Raw genomic sequence first — 21,728 nt, 5'->3', positions numbered from 1 at the left:
ACGGTACACATGGCCCGCTCCCCCAGCTCGATGGCCGCCCCCGCCCCCTGGCGGGTAACGGTGAAGCGGAGTCTGGTGGCCTCCAGCCACTCCACGTTCCAGAACAAAATCCCCCGCTGGGCGCACAGGTTGAGCAGCCGCTCGGGGAAGGCCCCCTCCACCTCCAGCCGCACCTTGCCCCGCAGGGCGTTGGTCAGTCGATTCAGCATGGCCCGGCCCTCAGCACAGTTCCACGCCCTGGATGGTCCCGGTGATGAACAGCTGCCCGGCGTTCATGGCCCGCAGCTCCAGCCCCCGGCCCCGCACCGTGATCTCCAGCTTTCCCCCGGAAATGCGGATCTCCTCCTCGCCGTAGGCCAGTATCCCCTTGTGGTTCTCCATCCGCAGCTCCCGGTTGCCCGTCAGCTCGATGTGGGGCAGACCGGCCAACACATCTCCCGGCAGATCCAGAGCCTCCGCCGTCCGTTCCAGCAGTCCGCGCCGATATTCTTCCATGGTCCTCCCCCCTTGTCTCCCATGCTTATGAGAGTGAGGGGCCGTTTTTGCCTGTCCCACGGGATTTTTCCACCAGCTCCAGCAGCTTCTCTCGGGTATTGTCCGCCGGATGGGCCAGAATATGGGCCGCCAATTCCCGCTGAACCGCTCCGATCTCCTTCCCTTTCAGCCCCAGGGCGGCCAGCTGGCCGCCCGACAGGGCCAAATCCTTTACAGCTTCCCGCTCGGGGTGGAGCACCCCCTGCCGCAAAGCCCGCTCCACCGGCAGGCGCTCAATGGGGAAGCCGGTTTCCCGGCAAAACCCCCGCCAGCGGGGGACGGGCTCAGGGGGCAGCTCCCGCAGCCGGGTCAGGTCGGGACAGGTTGTTTCTGGGTAAAGGTGGGCCAGCAGCCCCAGCCGCACCGCCTCCCCCGCCCACTCCGGCCGGGGGGAGAGGAGGGTCTTTTCCAGCTCTATTTTGATGCGCTCCCCCGACACCAGAGCGGCCCGGCGGGCGTTGCGGCCGATGGCGGCCAGGGTATTTTCCTCCACGGCGAAGCCCAGCTGGGCGGCAAACCGGAGGGCCCGGAGCATCCGCAGTGCGTCCTCGGCAAAGCGGGTGTCCGGGTCCCCCACGCAGCGGAGCACCCCCGCTTTCAAATCAGCCTGCCCTCCAAAGAGGTCGATGACCTCCCCTGCCGGGTCCAGGGCCATGGCGTTGACGGTGAAGTCCCGCCGGGCCAGATCCTCCCGCAGCCCCACGTCAAAGGCCACCCCGTCCGGGTGGCGGCCGTCGGCGTAGCCCCCCTCCCGTCGGAAGGTGGTGACCTCCACCGGCCCGTCCCCGGTCAGCACGGTGACGGTGCCGTGCTTCAGGCCGGTGGGGACGGTCCGGGGAAACAGGGCCATGGTCTGCTCCGGCCGGGCGGAGGTACACAGGTCAAAGTCCCCCGGCGTCCGGCCCAGCAGCAGGTCCCGGACGCAGCCCCCCACCGGGTGGGCGGCAAACCCCGCTCCCCGGAGCACCTCCAGGCAGCCCGCCACCCCCTCCGGCAGGACCCAATTCCCCATTTTCTCCACCTCCCAGGGTATTTTTTCCTTGCTATTCGCCTATAATGGTTTATAATATAATGTTACTGTTATGGCATTCATTATAATCTGAAGTAAAGGGTGTGTAAACCCCATGGCAGAGGCCAATATTCACGACTACATCGCCCCCGGACGCCGGGCCCACCTGGCGGGCATCGGCGGGGTGTCCATGTCCCCCCTGGCGGAGGTGCTCCACAAGATGGGCATGGTGATCACCGGCTCGGACATGCACGAGAGCGCCACGGTGGACCACCTGCGGTCCCTGGGCATCCCGGTGGCCATCGGACACCGGGCGGAGAACGTGGGCGACGCGGAGCTGGTGATCCGCACCGCCGCCATTCACGACGAAAACCCCGAGATCGCCGCCGCCCGGGCCAGGGGCATCCCGGTCTTTGAGCGGGCCCAGGCCTGGGGCTCCATCATGCGGGGGTACAAAAACGCCCTGTGTATCTCGGGCACCCACGGCAAGACCACCACCACCTCCATGTGTACCCACATCATCATGGCCGCCCAGCTGGACCCCACGGTGATGATCGGCGGCACCCTGCCCCTGCTGGGCTCGGGCTACCGGGTGGGCCACGGCGACACCATCATTCTGGAGAGCTGCGAATACTGCAACTCCTTCCTGTCCTTCTTCCCCACGGTGGCGGTGATCCTCAACATTGAGGCCGACCACCTGGACTTCTTCAAGGATCTGGAGGATGTGGAGCACTCCTTCCGTGCCTTTGCCGACCGGGTGCCGGAAAACGGCCTTATCGTGGCCAACGCCGACGACGCCAACACCATGCACACCCTGGAGGGGGAGACGCGGCCGGTGCTCACCTTTGGCCTGGAGCAAGGTGACGTCCACGCCGCCAACCTGACCTGGCACAACGGTCTGCCCTCCTTCGATGTGATCTACCGGGGCGAGGTGTTCACCCATGTGGACCTGCGGGTGCCGGGAGAGCACAACGTGAAAAACGCCCTGGCCGCCGCCGCGGCCTCCATTGCCCTGGCGGTCTCCCCCCAGGCGGTGAGCGAGGGCCTGAACGCCTTCCGGGGCGCCGGCCGCCGGTTTGAGCACAAGGGCACCTTCCACGGGGCGGAGATCTATGACGACTACGCCCACCACCCCGGCGAGCTGCAGGCCCTGCTGTCCGCCGCCCGGGCTCTGGGGTATGAGCGGATCATCTGCGCCTTCCAGCCCCACACCTACACCAGAACCCACGCCCTGTTTGACGATTTTGTGGAGGTGCTGAAGGAGCCGGACCTCACCATTCTGGCGGAAATCTTCGCCGCCCGGGAGGTCAATGAGCTGGGCATCTCCTCCAAAGACCTGGCCCAGCGGATCCCCGGCAGTGAATATTATTCCACCCTGCCGGAGGTGACCCAGCGGCTGCGGGAGCTGGCGAAGCCCGGCGACCTGATCCTCACCGTGGGGGCCGGGGACATCTATACCGTGGGGGAGGCCCTGGCAAAGGGCTGAGGCCTCCTTCTCCGCAGAAAATAAGCGGCGCACTGCGTCCGCCAAGGAAAGGAACTTGATTGTCTATGGTCGAAATCATTTTTAAGCCCACCCTGCACCAGTTCCGGACCTGCCTGGAATTCGCGGAGGAATTTCAGCTGACCGCCCAGGACCTGATCCTGACCAACGAGTACATCTACCAGCCCTATTTTGGGCAGACGAACCTGGGCTGTCACGTACTCTTTCAGGAGAAATACGGCTCCGGCGAGCCCACCGACGTGATGGTGGACGCCATTCTGGCCGACGCGGCCAGGACTGGCTGCAGGCGGGTGGTTGCCATCGGCGGCGGCACGGTGATCGACATCGCCAAGGTGCTGGCGGTATCCGACGGCGAGGGTGTGGACGCCCTCTATGACAAGGCTCCCAACCTGGAGAAAAAGCGGGAGCTGGTTATCCTCCCCACCACCTGCGGCACCGGCAGCGAGGTCACCAACATCTCCATCATGGCCCGCACCCGGCTGGGCACCAAGCTGGGACTGGTGAGCCCCGCCATGTACGCCGACCACGCGGTGCTGATTCCCCAGCTGCTGGAGGGTCTGCCCTTCGGCGTGTTCGCCGCCAGCTCCATCGACGCGCTGGTCCACGCGGTGGAGTCCGCCCTGTCTCCCAAGGCCACCCCCTATACCAAGCTTTTCGGCTACAAGGCCATTGAAATGATCATCCGGGGCTATCAGAAGATCGCCGCCGAGGGCCGGGAGGCCCGCATCCCGCTGCTGGAGGATTTCCTGCTGGCCTCCAACTATGCCGGGCTGGCCTTCGGCACCGCCGGCTGCGCGGCGGTCCACGCCACCAGCTACCCTCTGGGCAGCAAGTACCACGTGCCCCACGGGGAGAGCAACTACGCCATGTTTACCGGCGTGCTGAAAGCCTACATGGAGCTCAAACAGGACGGGGAGATTGCGGTGATGAACCGCTATCTGGCGGACCTGCTGGGCTGCGGGGTGGAAGCGGTCTATGACAAGCTGGAGGAGCTGCTGGACCAGATCCTTCCCAAGAAGCCGCTGCACGAGTACGGGATGACAAAAGAGGATATCGACGAGTTTGCCCACAGCGTCATCACCAGCCAGGGCCGCCTGATGGCCAACAACTTCGTCCCCCTGGACGAGGACCGGGTGCGCAGGATCTACACCGAACTCTTTTAAGCCGCTCCTCTTTCTTTAGGTAAAGCAAAAGAGTGAAATTATAGCATAAATATCCGCAGTTGACAAGCCCCCAAAAGCGACGTACAATAGAGGCAGCCAATCTGTTTCCATTTTTGTGCTTATTCACAACATAAAATTGAGGAGTGGAATCGAAATGGACGAGAAGAAGTATACCTCGATGATCCGGCTGCGCATGTCTGCCAAGGACGCTCACTACGGCGGGAATCTGGTGGATGGCGCCCACATGGTCCATCTGTTCGGCGACGTGGCCACCGAGCTGCTGATCCAGTGTGACGGTGACGAGGGCCTGTTCTGCGCGTACAACAACATTGAGTTCAAGGCTCCCGTTTACGCCGGTGATTTCATTGAGGCATACGGCGAGATCACCCACATCGGCAACACCTCCCGCAAGATGCGCTTTGAGGCCCGCAAGGTGGCTATCCCCCGCCCCGACATCAGCGACTCTGCCGCCGATTTCCTGGACGAGCCCATCGTCGTGGCCATCGCCGAGGGCACCTGCGTCACCCCCAAGAAGTGCCAGCGGAAAGAGCATTAAGTACATAGGTAAAAAAATGTCCCGGAGCATGGCTCCGGGACGTTTTTTTATACAGTGGGACCGCCCGCCCGTTCCCGCAGGATCCTGGGGAAGAAGTGGAGGAACAGAATGGTGGTAACGGTGGCGGCCACCGCGTCGGCGATGGGCTCGGAGAGGAAAGTGGCCTCCGCCGACACCAGGGCGGGCAGCAGCAGCAGGCAGGCCAGAAACACCGACTTGCGGAACAGGGAGCAGAACAGGGCCAGCCGCACATGGCCCAGGGCGGTGGTCTCGTCCACCAGGGGATACTGCACCGCCAGGGGGAGGATCATGGCGGTAAACACCTTGATGTAACCCACCGACCGCTCCAGCACCTCGGTATTCTGGGTAAACAGCCGGACGAACAGTGGCGAGAGGGTGTGGGTGACAATCATCATAATGGCGCAGAAGGCGAGGCACAGCCCCACGATGGACTTGATGGCGGTCTTGATCCGCTTGGCGTCCCCCGCGCCGTAGTTGAAGCTGACCACCGGCTGGGTGCCCAGGGTCAGCCCACCCATGGGCATGGTGATGAGCAGCAGATAGCTCTGCACGATGGTGGCGCAGGTCACCAGCGTGTCCCCCAGCTCGGGGCCGCCGTACCGCTGGAGCACGGTGTTGAGCACGATGAGCAGCACGCTGTCGGTGGCGATGATGAGGAAGGGAGACAGGCCAAAGGTCACCACCTGCCGCATGATCCGGCTGCTGAAGCCCCCCCACCGCAGAGGAACGGGCATACGCTTGCGCAGCAGGGCGCACAAAACAAAGGCGCAGGAGGCCATCTGGGAGAGCACCGTGGCAATGGCCGCCCCCGCCACCCCCAGGCCCAGCAGGAAGATAAACACCGGATCCAGGGCGATATTCAGGGCCGCCCCCAGCATCACCGTGGCCATACCCAGTCCGGAGAAACCCTGAGCGATCAGAAAACTGTTCATCCCGGTGGCCATCAGGGCGAAAAAGGTGCCGGCGGTATAGATGGTGAGGTAGGTATTGGCGTAGCCGAAGGTGGCCGGGCTGGCCCCGAACCACCACAGCATATGCTCCTTCAGCAACAGGAACAGGGCGGTCAGGGCGGCGGAGAGCACCAGCAGCATGAGAAAGCTGTTGGACAGCACCCGGCTGGCCTCCTTCTGATTCCCCTCCCCCATGCGCATGGCCAGAATCGGCGAGCCGCCCAGGCCCACCAGGGTGGCGAAGGAGCCCAGCAACGTGACGATGGGGCCGCACACTCCCACCCCAGCCAGCGCCAGGTCCCCGATCTCCGGGATATTGCCGATATACATACGGTCCACAATACTATATAATACGCTGACCAGCTGGGCCAGCATGGTGGGAATGGCCAGGCGGCATACCAGGGGAAATACCCGGTCCCTGCCCAGGTCATTGGTCCGTGCCATACACATCCTCCTTCTCGATATCCTGGGCATTATACCTCTTTTTTCTGCCTTCGTAAACCCCCGTTATGATTTTAGCACTCTCAATTAAAAAGTGCTAATGTTTACAATTTGGACATAATTTGATGTATATTTGTTCACAGTCCAGCCCTATAATTTCAATCAGAAAACGAGATGAGCTTCGGGAAACCGAGGCGGAAAGAGGATGAGCGACATGCAATATCCGAGAAATTAGCAATACACAAGTTTGACTGCTAACCCCATTTCACCACAAAATTCTGATTTTACAAGGAGAGATTCTTTATGTTTGGTATGCTTCCTTTTGAGCGCAGCAACGACAACGTGTTCGATACCTTTGATAACTTCACCCGCAATTTCTTCCAGAGCAGCAACGCCAATCTGCCCGCCTTCCGCACCGACATCAAGGACGCCGGCGACAAGTTCGTGTTAGAAGCGGAGCTGCCCGGCTTCAACAAAGAGGACATCAAGCTGGATGTGAAGGACGGCATCCTGACCATCACCGCCGAGCACAAGGAACAGAACGACCAGAAGGACGAGAAGGGCTCCTACATCCGCCGGGAGCGGCGGTACGGTTCCTTCACCCGCTCCTTCGACATCACCGGCATTGATGAGGGCTCCATCACCGCCGCCTACCAGAACGGCATTCTGGAGCTGAATCTGCCCAAGGCCGTCCCCGTGGTTCCTGAGACCCGTCGGATCGCCATTGATTGACCTGGACACGCAGGAGCCGGTCAGCCTTGGCTGACCGGCTCCTCGCCATTTTTCACGGGAAAAGGCGCGCGCCGCGCGCCCATGAGAAAGGATGTGACGCGACATGAACGCGCAGAAATATACCCAGAAATCCCTGGAGGCGGTGCAGACCGCCCAAAGCCTGGCCACCGAGTACGGCAACCAGCAAATTGAGCAGCCCCATCTGCTGCTGGCCCTGCTGAGCGACGAGGCCGGCCTGATCCCCCAGCTGCTGGGGAATATGGGCATCACCGTGCCCTCCTTTGCCGCCGCCGCCAAGGCGGAGGTGGAAAAGCTGCCCCGTGTGTCCGGCTCCGGCCGGGAGCAGGGCAAGATCTACGTGGCCCAAGACGTGGACAAGTGTCTGAACACTGCCGAGTCCATCGCCGCCTCCATGAAAGACGAGTACGTGTCGGTGGAGCATTTGCTGCTCTCCCTCATTGACACGGCCAACAGTTCGCTGAAGGAGCTCTTCCGCACCTATAACATCACCAAGGAGGGCGTGCTCCAGGCCCTCACCGCCGTCCGGGGCAACCAGCGGGTGACCTCCGACAACCCGGAGGAGACCTACAACGCCCTGAAAAAGTACGGCTCCGACCTGGTGGAGCGGGCCCGGGCCAACAAGCTGGACCCGGTGATCGGCCGGGACGACGAGATCCGCAACGTCATCCGGATCCTGAGCCGCAAGAGCAAGAACAACCCCGTGCTCATCGGCGAGCCCGGCGTGGGCAAAACCGCCATCGCCGAGGGGCTGGCCCAGCGGATCGTGAAGGGCGACGTACCCGGCTCCCTGAAGAACAAGACCATCTTTGCCCTGGATATGGGCTCCCTGATTGCAGGCGCCAAGTACCGGGGCGAATTTGAGGAGCGGCTGAAAGCCGTCCTCAACGAGGTGAAGAAGTCCGAGGGCCGGATCATCCTCTTTATCGACGAGCTGCACACCATTGTAGGCGCCGGCAAGACCGAGGGCGCCATGGACGCCAGCAACCTGCTGAAACCTCTGCTGGCCCGGGGCGAGCTGCACTGCATCGGCGCCACCACCCTGAACGAGTACCGGCAGTATATCGAAAAGGACGCCGCCCTGGAGCGGCGGTTCCAGCCCGTCATGGTCAACGAGCCCACGGTGGAGGATACCATCGCCATCCTCCGTGGCCTGAAGGAGCGGTACGAGGTATTCCACGGGGTCAAAATTCAGGACGGCGCCATTATCGCCGCCGCCACCCTGTCCAACCGCTATATCACCGACCGGTTCCTGCCCGACAAGGCCATCGACCTAATCGACGAGGCCTGCGCCATGATCCGCACCGAGATCGACTCCATGCCCACCGAACTGGACGTGATCCAGCGCAAGATCATCCAGCACGAGATCGAGGAGGCCGCCCTCAAGAAGGAGGACGACGCCATCTCCCAGGAGCATCTGGCCGAGATCCAGAAAGAACTGGCCGAGATGCGGGACGAGTTCAACGCTAAGAAGGCCCAGTGGGAGAACGAGAAGAACGCCATCGGCAAGGTGCAGAAACTGCGAGAGGAGCTGGAGGCCGCCAACGCCGCCCTGGAGAAGGCCCAGCGGGAGTACGACCTGAACAAGGCCGCCGAGCTGCAGTACGGCAAGATTCCCGAACTGCGCAAGCAGCTGGAGGCAGAGGAGGCCATCGCCAACGAGGGCAAGGCCCGCTCCCTGCTGCGGGACAAGGTGACCGAGGAGGAGATCGCCCGGATCATCGAGCGGTGGACCGGCATCCCGGTGGCCAAGCTGATGGAGGGCGAGCGTGAGAAGCTGCTCCACCTGGAGGACATCCTCCACCAGCGGGTGGTGGGCCAGGACGAGGCCGTGCGCCTGGTGTCCGAGGCCATCCTGCGCTCCCGGGCTGGCATTGCCGACCCCGACCGGCCCATCGGCTCCTTCCTGTTCCTGGGCCCCACCGGCGTGGGCAAGACCGAGCTGGCCAAAACCCTGGCCGAGGCCCTGTTCGACTCCGAGAAAAACATGGTGCGCATCGACATGAGCGAGTATATGGAGAAGTTCTCCGTCTCCCGCCTGATCGGCGCCCCTCCGGGATACGTGGGCTATGAGGAGGGCGGCCAGCTCACCGAGGCCGTCCGCCGCCGCCCCTACTCCGTGGTCCTCTTCGACGAGGTGGAAAAGGCCCATCCCGACGTGTTTAACATTCTACTGCAAGTATTGGATGACGGCCGTATTACGGATAGTCAAGGCCGGACGGTGGATTTCAAGAACACCATCATCATCCTGACCTCCAACCTGGGCTCCCAGTACCTGCTGGACGGCATCGACCAAAACGGCGAGATCACCGAGGAGGCCAAGGGCCAGGTGCAGGAGCTGCTGCGCCACTCCTTCCGGCCGGAGTTCCTCAACCGTCTGGACGAGATCGTGTTCTACAAACCCCTGACCAAGGACAATATTACCCACATCATCGACCTGCTGGTGAACGAGCTCAACCAGCGGCTGAGCGAGAAGCAGCTCAAGGTGGTGCTCACCGACGCCGCCAAGCGGTATATCATCGACAGCGCCTACGATCCTGCCTTCGGCGCCCGGCCCCTGCGCCGGTTCGTGCAGCACGGGGTGGAGACCCTCATCAGCCGCAAGATCATCGGCGACCAGGTCCAGCCCGGCGACACCCTCACTGTGGACTGTGTGGACGGCGAGCTGACCGTGGAGGCCAAGACCGTCCTCACCGGCGAAATTGTGGAACAGTAAGACACAAGAAAACAGCGCCTGCCGCGTTTGCGGCAGGCGCTGTTTTTGTGCCCTTGTCCAGTCTTATTGGTTTTGCTCCAGCCACTTTTTCAGCTGTTCCGCCATGGCCGAGCTGCCCTGGTCCTCCTGCTGGGCCTGCTTCTGGAGGTAGCGGCGCACATCCCCCTTGCCGGCGGACTTTTCCGAGCGGCGCTTCTTGAAGTCGCTGAGCTTCTCCCGGTAGCCGCACACGCAGGCGAACATCTGCTTCTCCCCCTCGCCCCGCAGCTCCATCTTCTTGTGGCAGTTGGGACAGCGGGCGTTGGTGGTCTGCTTTACGCTGCGGCGGTAGCCGCACTCCCGGTCGGGACACACCAGCATCTCCCCCCGCTTGGTTTTCACCCGCAGCAGATACTTGCCGCAGTCGGGACAGGGAGAGCGGGTCTGGTTATCATGGCGGTAGGAGGCGTCGCTGGCCTTCACCTCGCTCACCAGACGGGAGGCAAAGTCCTTCATCTCCTCCACAAAGGAGGTCTCCTGCTCTTTGCCCTGGGCGATGTCCCCCAGCCGCTTCTCCCACCGGGCGGTGAGAGAGGCCGAGCGCAGGTCGGCGGGAGCCAGCCCCACCACCTGGATGCCCTTGGAGGTGGGCCACAGCTCCTTCCCCCGCCGCTCGATATAGAAGGCGGCGAACAGCTTTTCGATGATGTCCGCCCGGGTGGCGGGGGTGCCCAGGCCGCCGGTCTCCTCCAGGATCCGGCTCTGGTCCTTGTCCTTCACCTGGGCGGCAGGGTGCTCCATGGCGGTGAGCAGGGTGGCCTCGGTGTACCGCTTGGGGGGCGCCGTCTGGCCCGGCTGGGTGTTGGCCCACCGGACGGGCAGTTTATCCCCCTGCTTCAGCTCGGGGAGGGTCTGGTCCTTTTCCTCCTCCTCCCCCTCGTCCTCCTCCAGAGAGAAGGAGCGGTCATAGGCCGCCCTCCAGCCCTGCTCCTTCACGAGCTTCCCTTTGGCGTGGAGGATGTGCTCCCCCACCTGCACCTTCAGCGTCACTTCCTCATACTGGAAGGGGGGCAGCAGCACCGCTAGGAACCGCCGCACCACCAGGTCGTAGATGTTGCGCTCCGGGCCGGACAGCCGCCACAGCTCGGGCTGCTCCTCAGTGGGAATGATGGCGTGGTGGTCAGACACCTTGGCATTGTTCACCAGATACTTGGTCTGGAGGGGCCGGCTCAGCAGGATCTGCTGGGCCAGAGGCTTGTACTCCTCCACCAGCACGCTGCGCAGCCGCTCCGGCAGGGTGGGCACCACGTCGTCGGAGATATAGCGGGAGTCCGTCCGGGGGTAGGTCAGCAGCTTGTGGACCTCATAGAGGTTCTGCATGATGCTGAGGGTCTCCTTGGCGGAATAGGCGTACTTCTTGTTGGCGTCCCGCTGGAGCTCGGTGAGGTCGTAGGCCGCCGGAGGCGGGGTCTGTTTGGCGGTCTTTTTGACCTCGATGAGGGTCCCCGTGCCGCCGGTGAGGGCGGCGGCCACCTGCTGGGCCTGCTCCTGGTCAAAGGTGCGGGCCTGGCCGTTCTGGTCCCGCCAGGTAGCGGTGAAGCCGTCAAAGCCCGCCCGTACCGTCCAGAATTCCCGGGGCTTGAAGGAGCGGATCTCCTCCTCCCGGTCCACGATGAGGGCCAGGGTGGGGGTCTGCACCCGCCCGGCGGAGAGCTGGGCGTTGTGCTTGCAGGTGAGGGCCCGGGTGACGTTGAGGCCCACCACCCAGTCGGCCACGCTGCGGGCCCGGGCGGAGTGGTACAGGTTGTCGTAGTCGGCGGCGGGGCGCAAATGGGCAAAGCCGTCCTGAATGGCCTTGTCGGTCTGGGAGGAGATCCACAGCCGTTTGGCCGGCTTTTTCCACCCCGCCTTCTCCATGATCCACCGGGCCACCAGCTCCCCCTCCCGGCCGGCGTCGGTGGCGATCACCAGCTCGTCCACATCCCCCCGGCGCATGAGGGCCTGGACGGCTCGGAACTGCCGCCCGCTCTGGGGGATGACCACTGTTTTCATCTTGTCGGGCAGCATGGGCAGGGTGAGCATATCCCACTTGGCCCACGCTTTGTCGTAGTCCTCCGGCGGGGCCAGCTCCACCAGATGCCCCAGGGCCCAGGTGACGATGTACCGCTCCCCCTCCAGGCAGCCCTCCCCCGCCTTTTTACACCCCAGCACCCGGGCCAGTTCCCGGCCCACCGAGGGCTTTTCCGCTAAAACCAATGTCTTTGCCATATGCTCGCTCCTTCTCTCAGAGGGTCATGCTCCAGTCCCCCAGCTGGTCCAGAATGGGGATCAGCCGCTTGCAGGGCTCGGTGATGGCGTACTCCACCCGCACCGGCACCTCCAGATACTCCCGCCGGGTCACCAGCCGGTCCTCCTCCAGCTCCCGCAGGGCGTTGGCCAGCACTGTGTTGGATACCCCGTCCAGGGTCTTTTTCAGCTGGTTGTACCGGGTGGGGCCGTTGTTGTACAGGGAGCAGAGGATCTGCATCTTCCACTTCCCCCCGATGAGGCCCAGCGCCCGGTTCAGCGGACAGGCATCCATACAGGGGCAGTTGTCATGGGTAGGCTGCATGGTCAGTTCCTCCTTACCTGGTACGGAAATTCTGCGCTCTTGCACAATGGGCTATCAGGTACTATAATACTACCAGGTACAAAAAAAGAAAAGACTTTTTCTGGGAGGATTTTTTATGCCGCCATACTTACAGGGTCTCGGCATCGGCCTGGCCTACGTGGCCCCCATCGGGATGCAGAATCTGTTCGTGATCAACTCCGCCCTCACCCAGCCCCGGCACCGGGCGCTGCTCATCGCCCTTATCGTCATCTTCTTTGACATCACCCTGGCCCTGGCCTGCTTCTTCGGCGTGGGGGCCCTGATGGACCGGTTCACCTGGCTGAAGATGATTATTCTGCTGGCGGGCGGCGCCGTGGTCATCTGGATCGGCGTGGGACTGCTGAAGGACAAGCCCACCATGGACCACAGCGTGGATGTGAATGTGCCCCTGACCCAGGTGGCGGCCAAGGCCTGCGTGGTCACCTGGTTCAACCCCCAGGCCCTCATCGACGGCACCCTGCTGTTCGGCGGATTCCGGGCGGGCAACCCGGGCAGCGTGAGCACCCAGCTGATTCTGGGCTCCTCCTCCGCCTCCTTCCTGTGGTTTTTGGGCATCACCATTCTCATTTCCTTCTTCTCCGCCCGGTTCAACGACAAGATCCTCCGGGTCATCAACATCATCTGCGGCATCATTATCATTTTCTATGGCGCCAAGCTGCTCCTGCAGTTCTTCCAGATGATCCTTTAAAACAAGCGGGGCCGCTCCCGGTGGGAGCGGCCCCGCTTTCCTTTTTTCTTTACTGAGCGCGCACCAGATGGACCAGCACCTGGGCCATCTTCTCCAGAGCCTCCACCGGAATATACTCGTGGACGCCGTGGAAATTGAGCCCGCCGGTACACAAGTTGGGACAGGGCAGGCCCATGAAGCTGAGCCGGGCTCCGTCGGTGCCGCCCCGGATGGGCACCTCCACCGGGGTGATCCCCACTGCCTCCATGGCCGCCCGGGCCCGGTGGAGCAGATACATGTGGGGCTCGATCTTCTCCCGCATGTTGTAGTAGCTGTCCTTCAGGGTCAGCTCCACCGCACCCTTGCCGTACTTGGCGTTGAGATAGTCGCTGATCCGGCCCAGGCAGGCCTTGCGGGCCTGGAACTTGTCCATATCGTGATCCCGGATGATATAGTGCAGCTCCGCCTGGGTCTCATTGCCCTGCATGTCGTGCAGATGATAGAACCCCTCGTACCCCTCGGTATGAGCGGGGGTCTCCGCCGGAGGCAGCATATTGGCAAACTCCAGAGCGATGAGCAGGGCGTTTTTCATCTTGTTCTTGGCGGAGCCGGGATGGATATTGACCCCGTGGACCAGCACGCTGGCGCTGGCGGCGTTGAAGTTCTCATACTCCAGCTCCCCCAGCTCTCCGCCGTCCACAGTGTAGGCCACCGCCGCGCCGAAGCCGGCCACGTCGAAGTGGTCGGCGCCGCTGCCCACCTCCTCGTCGGGGGTGAAGCACACCGCAATGCGGCCGTGGGGAATCTCCGGGTGGGCGGTCAGATACTCCAGGGCAGTCATGATCTCGGCGATCCCCGCCTTGTCGTCCGCCCCCAGCAGGGTGGTGCCGTCGGTGACAATCAGCTCCTGTCCCACATATCTGGCCAGGCTCTCAAAATCGGCGGCCCCCATGACGATATTCCGCTCCTCATTGAGCACCAGGTCGCCCCCCTCGTAGCGGACCACCCGGGGCTGCACGTTTGCGCCGGAGGCATCGGGCGAGGTGTCCATATGGGCGATGAGCCCCACGCAGGGGACCCCCTCACACCCGGCGGAGGCGGGCAGCCAGGCGTATACATAACCGTATTCATCCATGTGGGCGTTGTACAGGCCCAGCCCGTTCAGCTCCTCCGCCAGGGCGGCTCCCAGCACCTTCTGCTTTTCGGTGGTAGGGGTGGTGTCACTGTGCTCGTCGGACTGGGTATCATAGCGCACGTACGTTAAAAAACGGTCAACGGCGTTCATGGCGATCTTCCTTTCTCTTGACGGATCCATGACCTTGGAATAGACTACAGACAGATCATTTTTTCTTATTTTACCACACATGGAGGCAGATTGCTATGGTTACCACACAGGAATTCACCTTTCCCTCCAGCGACGGGGTCCACAGCGTCTCCGCCGTCTGGTGGCGCCCGGAGGGACGCCCCCGGGGCGTGGTACAGCTGGTCCACGGCATCTCCGAGCATATGGGCCGCTACGACCCCTTCGCCCGGTTCTTGGCAGAGCACGGCTTCGCGGTGGTGGGCCACGACCACCTGGGCCACGGCAAGACCGCCAAGGACCCCTCGGAATACGGCTGGTTCGGGGACCGGAACGGCTGGAAGGACGTGGTAAAGGACGTGCGGGCCCTGCGGCAGCTGGCGGGGGAGGCATACCCCGGCCTGCCCTATTTCCTCATGGGCCACTCCATGGGCTCCTTTGTGGCCCGGGGCTATCTGATCTTCTGGCCGGGCACGGTGGACGGGGCCATTCTGTCCGGCACCGGCCAGGAGCCGCCGCTGACGGTGGCGGCGGGCCGGGTCCTCTCCGGCCTGCTCACCCGGCTGTCCGGCCCCCGGGCCCACAGCAAGCTGCTGGATTCCCTGTCCGTGGGGGCCTACAACAAGCAATTCAAGCCCAACCGCACCGGGGCGGACTGGATCTCCCGGGACCAGGCGGTGGTGGACGCCTACTGCGCCGACCCCCTGTGCCGCTTTCTGCCCACGGTGAGCATGTTCCACGATATGATGGTGGGGCTGCAGCTGCTGGCCAAGCGGGAAAACCTGCAAAAAATGGACCCGGACACCCCGGTGTACTTCTTCGCCGGGGACAAGGACCCGGTGGGGGCCTGCGGTAAGGGGGTCCGGAAGGTGGCGGGCTGGTTCAAAGAGGCGGGTGTCAAGGATGTGACCGTCAAGCTCTATCCAGAAGGCCGCCACGAGATGCTCAACGAGCTCAACCGGGACCAGGTGTTCCAGGACGTGCTGGCCTGGCTGGAGGGGCACATGCCTCCGCAATAACGGCACAGAGGGCCGGAGAGAAACACTCCCCGGCCCTCTGTTTTTCACAGCTGGTTGAAGAAATAGTGAAAGGGGTCCCGGCGCCACCGCCAGCGGCGGCTGCCGGGGTCGGCCCGCACTTCCACATTGGCCCCCGGCGGCAGACGGAGGAGCAGCTCCAGACATCCACCGCCGCCCCGCAGGGCCAGCACATACTCCCCCGGCGGCAGGCAGGCAAACCAGGCCCGCCGGCAGCAGGGCAGCTGACGGCTCCACCAGGCGCACCCTGTCCGGGGCCGCAGGCAGGCCTCCGCCGGGCCGGGAGCGCACAGGCTCACCCCCACCCCGCACAGCAGGTAGGGGGGCAGGGGGCACAGCCCCCCTGCCGCTCCTCGCCCGGTCCCAGACAGAAGGGCTCCCCCACCTGGAGCCAGCTTACTGCTCCAGCTTTGCCTTGACCAGATACTGGCCGGCCACTACGCCGCCGAACAGGTACATCCCCTGGGTGTTGGTCTTGGTGACGGCCACCAGGGTCTCGGTACGGGTTTCCCCCGTGCCGGTCACCTGGTACAGGCCCACAAAGCAGTCGGCCACCGCCATACCCATCTGATCCTGCACCACACCGCTGACGGTGCCGTTGTAGGTGCGCACATCCTGAGTCATGGCCACTCTCAGGTTGACGATGGAGCCCCCCGCCACGGTGGCCAGAACCGGCCCGGCGGTGAGATAGCCGTCGGCGGAAACCGTCATGGTATACACCCCGTCGGCCACATCGTAGAATACAAACTCGCCGTCAGCCACGGTATAGGTGGTGGCCACCACCGCCTTCAGCGCGTTGGTGAGGGTAACCTTGGCCCCCGCCAGGGGCACGCCGGTACCGGTGACGGTGACCATGCCGGCAATGGCGCCCAGAGCCAGGGTGGCCTCGGCGGTACAGATCAGGTTTACCTGGGTGGTGCCGCCGGTATTGACGGCCACACCCACCGAGGCGCTGAGGAGATAGCCCTCGGCCACGGCAGAAATGGTATAGCTGCCGGGAATCACGTCGTTCAGGGTATACTGGCCGGCGGCGTCGGTCAGGGTGTGCTGGAAGGGCGTGCCCGTGCTGTCAAACAGCTTGACGGTGGCGTTGGGAATGGGATCGGTGCCGTCGGTCACCACACCGGTAATGGTGGCGGACGGAGGCGGGGCGGGGGTCAGGTTCAGGTTGACCTCCGCCTCCTGGATCCCCTGCAGGGAAAAGCTGTCGCTATACTCCAGACCGTACAGGTCCTGCTTGATATCAGCCATAGAACAAGAAACCTCCGAATTGTCTCTTCTGCATACGGGCGCTCCGGCGGCGGTCCCTTTCGGGACCGCCGCCAGGCTTCAGTTGTCTGTGGGCGGCTGACCCCCTTGGGAGGGCAGGCCGATGAGAAAGCCCACGCAGCCCGACACAAAATCCCGGAACTGGGCCACCGTGGCGGTGGCCGAGTCAGACCTGACGACTGCCAGATCCTCCGGGGGCCGGTTGCGCAGAAGCAGCAGGGTCAGCAGGCAGAACAGCCCCACAGCGGCGGCGGCCGCCGTCAGAAAGCCGCTGCCCTCCCCCTGCCGGTGGTCCGGCCGCCCTCTGGCGCTGAGAAAATAGCCAAAAATGGCCGCCGAGGCGGTGCGGACAATCACGTCAATCTCCCTGGCTCCGGCCAGATTTTCCCCGCCGAAAAACAGGCTGTAAGCGGATTGCCCCAGCAGCACCGCCATAAACAGCACCAGATAGCGGTCGGTGGCCGGGATCCGGCCCAAGGTCTCTCTCAGCCGCCGCCAAACGGCGCGCAGCCCATGCATTGCAGACGCCTTCTCTCTGTGCGGCGGGGCTCCCGCCCCGCTCCACACGGCCCATACTATGCCGGGCCCGCGCTCCAGGTTCCCCGTTCCTTAAAAGAGCAGCCGTACCGCCCAGGCCGCCGCCAGAAAGCCCGCCAGGTCGGCGCACAGAGCAGCGGGGACGGCATAGCGGGTTTTCACGATTCCCGCCGCCCCGAAGTAGACGGCGATGGTATAGAAGGTGGTCTCGGTGGAGCCCAGCATCACCGCCGCGGTGCGGCCGATGAGGGAGTCCGGGCCGTAGGCGGCAATCAGCTCCGCCCCCACCCCCAGGGCGGCCGAGCCGCTGACCGGCCGCACCAGCATCAGACCCACCGTCTCCGGCGGGATGCCCACCACTTCCAGCAGAGGGGCCAGCACCCCAGCGGCCAGCTCCAGGGCCCCGGAGGCCCGGAGCATATACACCGCCGGCAGCAGGATCACCAGGGCGGGCACGATGCGCAGCAGCACCCCCAGCCCCTCCCTGGCTCCGGCCAGCAGGCCGTCGTACACGTCCACCCCTCTGGCCATGCCGTACAGGGCCACCCCCGCCAGCAGCAGGGGCACCACCATGTTGATCGCCAGCCCCATTCCCTACCTCCTCCACACTTTGCCCAGCAGCCAGGCCGCCGTGATCCCCACGCTCACCGACAGGGCGGAGGCCAGCCACACCGCCGGCAGGATGTCGAAGGGGGTGGCGCACCCCGCCGCCGCCCGCACCCCCGCCACGGTGGTGGGGATGAGCTGAATGGAGGCGGTGTTGCACACCACCAGCATGCAAAGCCCGTCGGAGGCCACCCCTGGAGAGCGGCGGCTCATCAGCCGGGCGGCCTCCATACCCAGCGGGGTGGCGGCGTTGCCCAGCCCCAGCAGGTTGGCGGACACGTTGGCGGAGATGTGGTCCATCACCGCCTTGTCCCGGGCAAATTCCGGGTAGAGCCGCCTGAGCAGGGGCCGCAGCAGCCTGGACAGCCCCTCCGACAGGCCGGAGCGGCGCATCACCTCCATCACCCCCATCCACAGGCAGAGTACCCCCGCCATGGACAGGCACAGCTCCACCGCCGCCCCCGCCCCCTCTACGGCCGCAGCCGCCACCTGGGGCCCGTTGCCCAGAGCCAGTCCACACAGGATGGACATCACCACCATCCCCGTCCAGATCACCGCCATCGCCATGGCCTTCCCCTCCTTTTCACCTCCCATCTATACGGGCTGTCCCCCTAAAACATGCCAGAATTTCCACACTCATGAGTTCACATAAAGTTTTGTTAACATTCCAGTTTTTTGATTGACAATTGAATACGATATGTTATAATGATGTCAGTTTCTTGCTAATGAAGGGAAATTATGGGAATCCATAGGGAAAGGAAGTATCTAACGTATGAAATCGACCGGCATTGTGCGCAAGGTGGACGAGCTGGGGCGGATTGTCCTGCCCATCGAACTGCGCCGTACCCTGGACATTGCGGAAAAGGACTCTCTGGAGATCTATGTGGACGGGTCCTCCATTGTGCTGAAAAAGTACCAGCCCGCCTGCATTTTCTGTGATGACGCCAAGGATGTCATCAACTTCAAGGGGAAGAACGTGTGCCCCAATTGCATCCGGGAACTGCAGTTAAAATAAGGTAACTTTTCAGGAAAAAACCCCTTGCCTTTTTGAAAAAGGCAAGGGGTTTTGTATGCTTTTATTCACTTTTTCAGTGAATATCTCCCGGATTATTCACTTTTCGTTATATTACGTTTCGTAATAATTTGTTCATAAATACGTACATTCTAGCCCTTCCCAACTGCCAGGTCGTAGAGCTGATTTTTGGGCAATCCGGTCTCCTTGGCGGCCAGCTTTACCGCATCCCGGAGGGAGCGGCCCTCCGCCCGCAGCCGGTCTACCAGGGCCAGGCCATCCTCCAGAGTAATGGCCTCCTCCACGCTCTCAGGGGCCCCCTCCACCACCAGCACGAACTCCCCACGGGGGGGATTTTCAGCGTACCACCGGACGGCCTCCCCCAGGGTGGTGCGGCGCACCTCCTCGTGGAGCTTGGTCAGCTCCCGGCACAGGGAGATCCGCCGGTCGGGACCAAAGGCCGCCGTCAGATCATCCAGGGTGGCGGTCAGCTTGTGGGGGGCCTCGTAGAAGATCATGGTCCGCCGCTCCCCAACCAGCTCCTCCAGGTGGGCCCGGCGGTTCTTCTTGTTCATGGCCAGAAATCCCTCGAAGGTAAACCGGCCGGTTGGCAGGCCGGAGGCCGCCAGGGCGGTGACCAGGGCGCAAGGACCGGGGATGGACACCACCTCCACCCCGTTCCGGGCGCACAGGGCCACCAGCTCCTCCCCCGGATCCGAGATGGCGGGAGTGCCCGCGTCGGTGACCAGGGCGCAGCTCTCCCCCGCCAGCAGACGGTCCAGCACCGCCTGGCCCCCCGCCTCGGTGTTGTGGCGGTAGTAGGAGATCAGAGGCTTTTTCAGCCCCAGGTGGTTGAGCAGCTTCAGGGTCACCCGGGTGTCCTCGGCGGCAATGAAGTCCACCTCCGCCAGCGTGTCCGCCATCCGCGCGGAAATGTCCCCCAGGTTGCCGATAGGGGTGGGCACTAAATATAAGATTCCGGCCATGTCAATTCCTCCGGTTCATCAAGTGTACGGGCAGCACCGTCAGCCCCGGCCTGCCCTGCCGCACCCCCTCCACCAGGGCGACGGAAGGGGGTTTATCCGGCCCGTGCTGCACCAGCTGGAGCCGCTTGGGCTCCATGCCGTGGGCGGTGAGGCATGCGAACAGCTCTGCCAGCCGCTCCGGCCGGCAGGTGAGCGCAAACCGGCCGCCATTTTTCAGCAGCCGCCCGGCGGCGGCGCACCAGGGCTCCAGGCCCTCCGCCCCCATCCGGGCCGGGCCGCCGGAGGCTCCCCGCCCCGCCTGAAAGTAGGGCGGGTTGCAGATCACCAGGGAGGCCGCCCCGGCAGGGAGGGCCAGCGCCCCGATATCCCCGGTGAGGATCTCCCCCGCCAGGCCGTTTTCCCGCAGATTCTCCCGAGCCAAAGCGCTGTCGTCGGGGGAGCGCTCCACCCCGGTGAGGGTAAGGTCCTGCTCCCGTCCGGCCAGCAGCAGGAGCAGCGCCCCCGCCCCGCAGCCCAGATCCCACACCTTCTCCCCCCGCCGCAGGGTGGCGAAGGCGGCCAGCAGCAGGCTGTCCTGCCCCAGGGGAAAGCAGGCGTCCGACTGGCGGTAGGTGTAGGGGCCCAACCGCTCCGGGGCTCTCACCCCATTTCCTCCAGCAGGCGGCGGGTGATCCGGCCAGTGAGGCCCCAGATGGGATGGTCCGGCCAGTCGTAAATGGGTACCGTTACCTTGCCTCCCCGCCAGCGGTAGCCCCTGGGAAAGCCCACCCGCTCATAGGGGAAATCCTCCCCCACCTGGGGCACCAGGTCGTAGCCGTACACCGTCGGTGGGTGGGCCAGCAGCCAGTCCACCGGCACGGTAAAGACCTCCTTTACCTCCGCCGGACTGGGGCACACCGCCGCCGCAGGGTCCACCACCCCCAGAAAGGGGTACATGACAAAGCCACCCTGGTGGGTAAGCAGATCCAGCGGAGCAATGAGCTCCACCGCCGACTGGGGGATGCCCAGCTCCTCCCAGGTCTCCCGGAGGGCGCAGGTTTCGGGGCTCTCTCCCGCCTCCACCCTGCCGCCGGGAAAGCACACCTCCCCCGGCTGGCGGCCCAGGGTGTCGGCCCGCACCTCGTACAGCAGACACAGCCCCTCCGGCCGCTCCACCAGGGGTACCAGCACCCCATAGCGGGCCTTCATATCCTGGATCCCGGGCACATGGCCCGTCCAACGACTGCGAAATTCTTCAAGGCTCGCCATGTCCGCCCTCCCGGCCCAGCAGGTAGTCGGTGGTTACATGAAAATAGTCTGCCAGAGCCATCAGCGTCAGCGAGGGAACGTTGATATACCCGTACTCCATCCGCTGATAGTGCCGGTCGGTGCAATTCAAAAAATGAGCCATATCCACCTGTCGAAGCTGCTCCCTCTCCCGCAGCTCTTTCAGCCGTTTTCCAAACGGCTCCATGATTTTTTCCATAGTTGCAATGCCCCCTTGACATGACATTTTATGTGGTGTATAATAAACACGACATAGGAGGTGGTGTTATTATGACCGACTTTATGGAATTCCTCTATCAACACTACATCCGGCCCTATGTGGAGGCTCAGCCCAAAGACGACGGGGATACCTTCCGGGCCTCGCTCTGCGAAAACAACCAGACTGCCGAAACCCGCAAGGACGTGGAGGCGGTGGTGGCCTTTGCCGCCACCCACGCCTTTTTGCTGGGTCTGCGCACCGGATCAGGACTGGCACAGTCTGGCCAGTAAGGCAGCGTGCCTCCGGCGGACCCCTTTCCACCGGCGGAAAGGGGTGAAAGGACGGCAGGGGGAGGGATTTCGATTTCCCTCCCCCTGCACCCCCTCCTTAAAACGACCAATCAGGGGGGCCTGCGGGCCCCCCTATTGGATGTACCCCCCGGGGAGGGCACTTGCGCCACCTGGCCAGTGCGGCGGGGCCGTTACGGAGTAAGGCCTCGCCGCCGGAAAGCAAGCAGGAGAGCAGCCTGGGGGAGATTCCAAAGATGGGGGAACCGCAGTTCCCCCTCTTTGGTCG

The 21,728-nt window shown here is 63.7% G+C and carries 25 protein-coding genes; 9 read left to right on the top strand and 16 right to left on the bottom strand.

The genetic code is table 11. From position 1 onward, the window contains the following. The 3 genes from B5F88_RS07545 to B5F88_RS07535 all read right to left on the bottom strand — a co-directional run. The coding region (locus B5F88_RS07545; protein ID WP_204246213.1) for a sporulation protein YqfD at positions 1–209 on the bottom strand (209 nt) is incomplete at its 3' end. 10 nt (positions 210–219) lie between these two features. Continuing rightward, positions 220–495, bottom strand: a complete 276-nt coding sequence (locus B5F88_RS07540) for a YabP/YqfC family sporulation protein (RefSeq protein ID WP_087343774.1) — start codon at positions 493–495, stop codon at positions 220–222. Between the two features lie 25 nt (positions 496–520). After that, the gene (locus tag B5F88_RS07535) at positions 521–1,546 is read right to left on the bottom strand and encodes a tRNA nucleotidyltransferase (RefSeq protein ID WP_087343771.1); all 1,026 of its coding nucleotides are present in this window, start codon (positions 1,544–1,546) and stop codon (positions 521–523) included. A gap of 112 nt (positions 1,547–1,658) precedes the next feature. On the opposite strand from B5F88_RS07535, the gene murC reads away from it, so the two are divergent. The 3 genes from murC to B5F88_RS07520 all read left to right on the top strand — a co-directional run bounded on the left by murC (position 1,659) and on the right by B5F88_RS07520 (position 4,766). Next, positions 1,659–3,029: a UDP-N-acetylmuramate--L-alanine ligase gene (gene murC, locus B5F88_RS07530; RefSeq protein WP_087343769.1), complete on the top strand. Its 1,371-nt coding sequence runs from the start codon at positions 1,659–1,661 to the stop codon at positions 3,027–3,029. A gap of 65 nt (positions 3,030–3,094) precedes the next feature. Then, entirely contained in the window at positions 3,095–4,210 is a 1,116-nt protein-coding gene (locus B5F88_RS07525; RefSeq protein WP_087343767.1) for a 4-hydroxybutyrate dehydrogenase, read from the top strand. Between the two features lie 154 nt (positions 4,211–4,364). Beyond that, on the top strand, positions 4,365–4,766 hold the full coding sequence (locus tag B5F88_RS07520) for a hotdog fold domain-containing protein (protein ID WP_087343764.1): 402 nt from the start codon (positions 4,365–4,367) through the stop codon (positions 4,764–4,766). A 47-nt stretch (positions 4,767–4,813) separates the two neighbouring features. Here B5F88_RS07520 and B5F88_RS07515 read toward each other — a convergent pair whose 3' ends face one another. Beyond that, positions 4,814–6,181 carry an MATE family efflux transporter gene (locus tag B5F88_RS07515; protein ID WP_087343761.1) on the bottom strand — a complete coding sequence of 456 codons (1,368 nt, stop codon included), beginning with the start codon at positions 6,179–6,181 and terminating at the stop codon, positions 4,814–4,816. Between the two features lie 300 nt (positions 6,182–6,481). On the opposite strand from B5F88_RS07515, the gene B5F88_RS07510 reads away from it, so the two are divergent. Beyond that, positions 6,482–6,910, top strand: coding sequence for an Hsp20/alpha crystallin family protein (locus B5F88_RS07510; protein WP_087343759.1), 429 nt, complete (start codon positions 6,482–6,484; stop codon positions 6,908–6,910). 103 nt (positions 6,911–7,013) lie between these two features. Continuing rightward, positions 7,014–9,644: an ATP-dependent chaperone ClpB gene (clpB, locus tag B5F88_RS07505; RefSeq protein WP_087343756.1), complete on the top strand. Its 2,631-nt coding sequence runs from the start codon at positions 7,014–7,016 to the stop codon at positions 9,642–9,644. Positions 9,645–9,707: 63 nt separating this feature from the next. Here clpB and B5F88_RS07500 read toward each other — a convergent pair whose 3' ends face one another. Both B5F88_RS07500 and B5F88_RS07495 read right to left on the bottom strand, forming a co-directional pair. After that, entirely contained in the window at positions 9,708–11,891 is a 2,184-nt protein-coding gene (locus tag B5F88_RS07500) for a DNA topoisomerase III (protein WP_087343753.1), read from the bottom strand. A gap of 16 nt (positions 11,892–11,907) precedes the next feature. Further along, a complete protein-coding gene (locus B5F88_RS07495; protein WP_087343750.1) occupies positions 11,908–12,234 on the bottom strand; it encodes a helix-turn-helix domain-containing protein in 327 nt (108 codons plus the stop codon). A 115-nt stretch (positions 12,235–12,349) separates the two neighbouring features. On the opposite strand from B5F88_RS07495, the gene B5F88_RS07490 reads away from it, so the two are divergent. Beyond that, the gene (locus tag B5F88_RS07490; protein WP_087343748.1) at positions 12,350–12,961 is read left to right on the top strand and encodes a LysE family transporter; all 612 of its coding nucleotides are present in this window, start codon (positions 12,350–12,352) and stop codon (positions 12,959–12,961) included. A gap of 49 nt (positions 12,962–13,010) precedes the next feature. Here B5F88_RS07490 and pepT read toward each other — a convergent pair whose 3' ends face one another. Then, complete coding sequence (gene pepT / locus B5F88_RS07485) at positions 13,011–14,225, bottom strand: peptidase T (RefSeq protein WP_087343745.1); 1,215 nt, start codon at positions 14,223–14,225, stop codon at positions 13,011–13,013. Positions 14,226–14,320: 95 nt separating this feature from the next. Here pepT and B5F88_RS07480 point away from each other — a divergent pair, with 95 nt between their 5' ends. Then, a complete protein-coding gene (locus B5F88_RS07480; protein WP_087343742.1) occupies positions 14,321–15,259 on the top strand; it encodes an alpha/beta hydrolase in 939 nt (312 codons plus the stop codon). A gap of 44 nt (positions 15,260–15,303) precedes the next feature. Here B5F88_RS07480 and B5F88_RS07475 read toward each other — a convergent pair whose 3' ends face one another. The 5 genes from B5F88_RS07475 to B5F88_RS07455 form a co-directional block, all read right to left on the bottom strand. Further along, a complete protein-coding gene (locus B5F88_RS07475; RefSeq protein ID WP_140402074.1) occupies positions 15,304–15,576 on the bottom strand; it encodes a hypothetical protein in 273 nt (90 codons plus the stop codon). A gap of 97 nt (positions 15,577–15,673) precedes the next feature. Continuing rightward, positions 15,674–16,528 carry a carboxypeptidase-like regulatory domain-containing protein gene (locus B5F88_RS07470; RefSeq protein WP_087343737.1) on the bottom strand — a complete coding sequence of 285 codons (855 nt, stop codon included), beginning with the start codon at positions 16,526–16,528 and terminating at the stop codon, positions 15,674–15,676. A 78-nt stretch (positions 16,529–16,606) separates the two neighbouring features. After that, entirely contained in the window at positions 16,607–17,065 is a 459-nt protein-coding gene (locus B5F88_RS07465; RefSeq protein WP_087343734.1) for a hypothetical protein, read from the bottom strand. A 90-nt stretch (positions 17,066–17,155) separates the two neighbouring features. Next, on the bottom strand, positions 17,156–17,674 hold the full coding sequence (locus B5F88_RS07460; protein ID WP_087343731.1) for a nucleoside recognition domain-containing protein: 519 nt from the start codon (positions 17,672–17,674) through the stop codon (positions 17,156–17,158). A gap of 3 nt (positions 17,675–17,677) precedes the next feature. Then, positions 17,678–18,283, bottom strand: coding sequence for a spore maturation protein A (locus tag B5F88_RS07455; protein WP_242959679.1), 606 nt, complete (start codon positions 18,281–18,283; stop codon positions 17,678–17,680). 178 nt (positions 18,284–18,461) lie between these two features. On the opposite strand from B5F88_RS07455, the gene B5F88_RS07450 reads away from it, so the two are divergent. Then, a complete protein-coding gene (locus B5F88_RS07450; protein WP_087343726.1) occupies positions 18,462–18,704 on the top strand; it encodes an AbrB/MazE/SpoVT family DNA-binding domain-containing protein in 243 nt (80 codons plus the stop codon). Positions 18,705–18,853: 149 nt separating this feature from the next. Here the strand turns inward: B5F88_RS07450 and rsmI are convergent, their stop codons facing one another. From rsmI to B5F88_RS07430, 4 genes are read right to left on the bottom strand one after another with little or no spacing between them, the layout of a single operon-like run. After that, the gene (rsmI, locus tag B5F88_RS07445; RefSeq protein WP_087343723.1) at positions 18,854–19,687 is read right to left on the bottom strand and encodes a 16S rRNA (cytidine(1402)-2'-O)-methyltransferase; all 834 of its coding nucleotides are present in this window, start codon (positions 19,685–19,687) and stop codon (positions 18,854–18,856) included. A gap of 1 nt (position 19,688) precedes the next feature. Continuing rightward, positions 19,689–20,330: a methyltransferase gene (locus tag B5F88_RS07440; protein ID WP_087343721.1), complete on the bottom strand. Its 642-nt coding sequence runs from the start codon at positions 20,328–20,330 to the stop codon at positions 19,689–19,691. After that, positions 20,327–20,935: a CoA pyrophosphatase gene (locus B5F88_RS07435; RefSeq protein WP_087343718.1), complete on the bottom strand. Its 609-nt coding sequence runs from the start codon at positions 20,933–20,935 to the stop codon at positions 20,327–20,329. The genes B5F88_RS07440 and B5F88_RS07435 overlap by 4 nt, the downstream gene beginning before the upstream one ends. Next, positions 20,922–21,152 carry a helix-turn-helix transcriptional regulator gene (locus tag B5F88_RS07430; RefSeq protein WP_087343715.1) on the bottom strand — a complete coding sequence of 77 codons (231 nt, stop codon included), beginning with the start codon at positions 21,150–21,152 and terminating at the stop codon, positions 20,922–20,924. Before B5F88_RS07430 ends, B5F88_RS07435 begins: the two co-directional genes overlap by 14 nt. Positions 21,153–21,223: 71 nt before the next feature. Here B5F88_RS07430 and B5F88_RS07425 point away from each other — a divergent pair, with 71 nt between their 5' ends. Then, positions 21,224–21,442, top strand: coding sequence for a hypothetical protein (locus B5F88_RS07425; RefSeq protein WP_087343712.1), 219 nt, complete (start codon positions 21,224–21,226; stop codon positions 21,440–21,442). Positions 21,443–21,728 lie beyond the last annotated feature (286 nt).

It is taken from the genome of Flavonifractor sp. An306 (assembly GCF_002159455.1).
In the GTDB taxonomy this organism is placed as follows: domain Bacteria; phylum Bacillota; class Clostridia; order Oscillospirales; family Oscillospiraceae; genus Flavonifractor.
The sequence above is the reverse complement of the archived record's forward strand: the minus strand, read 5'-3'. Positions and strand labels throughout refer to the sequence as shown.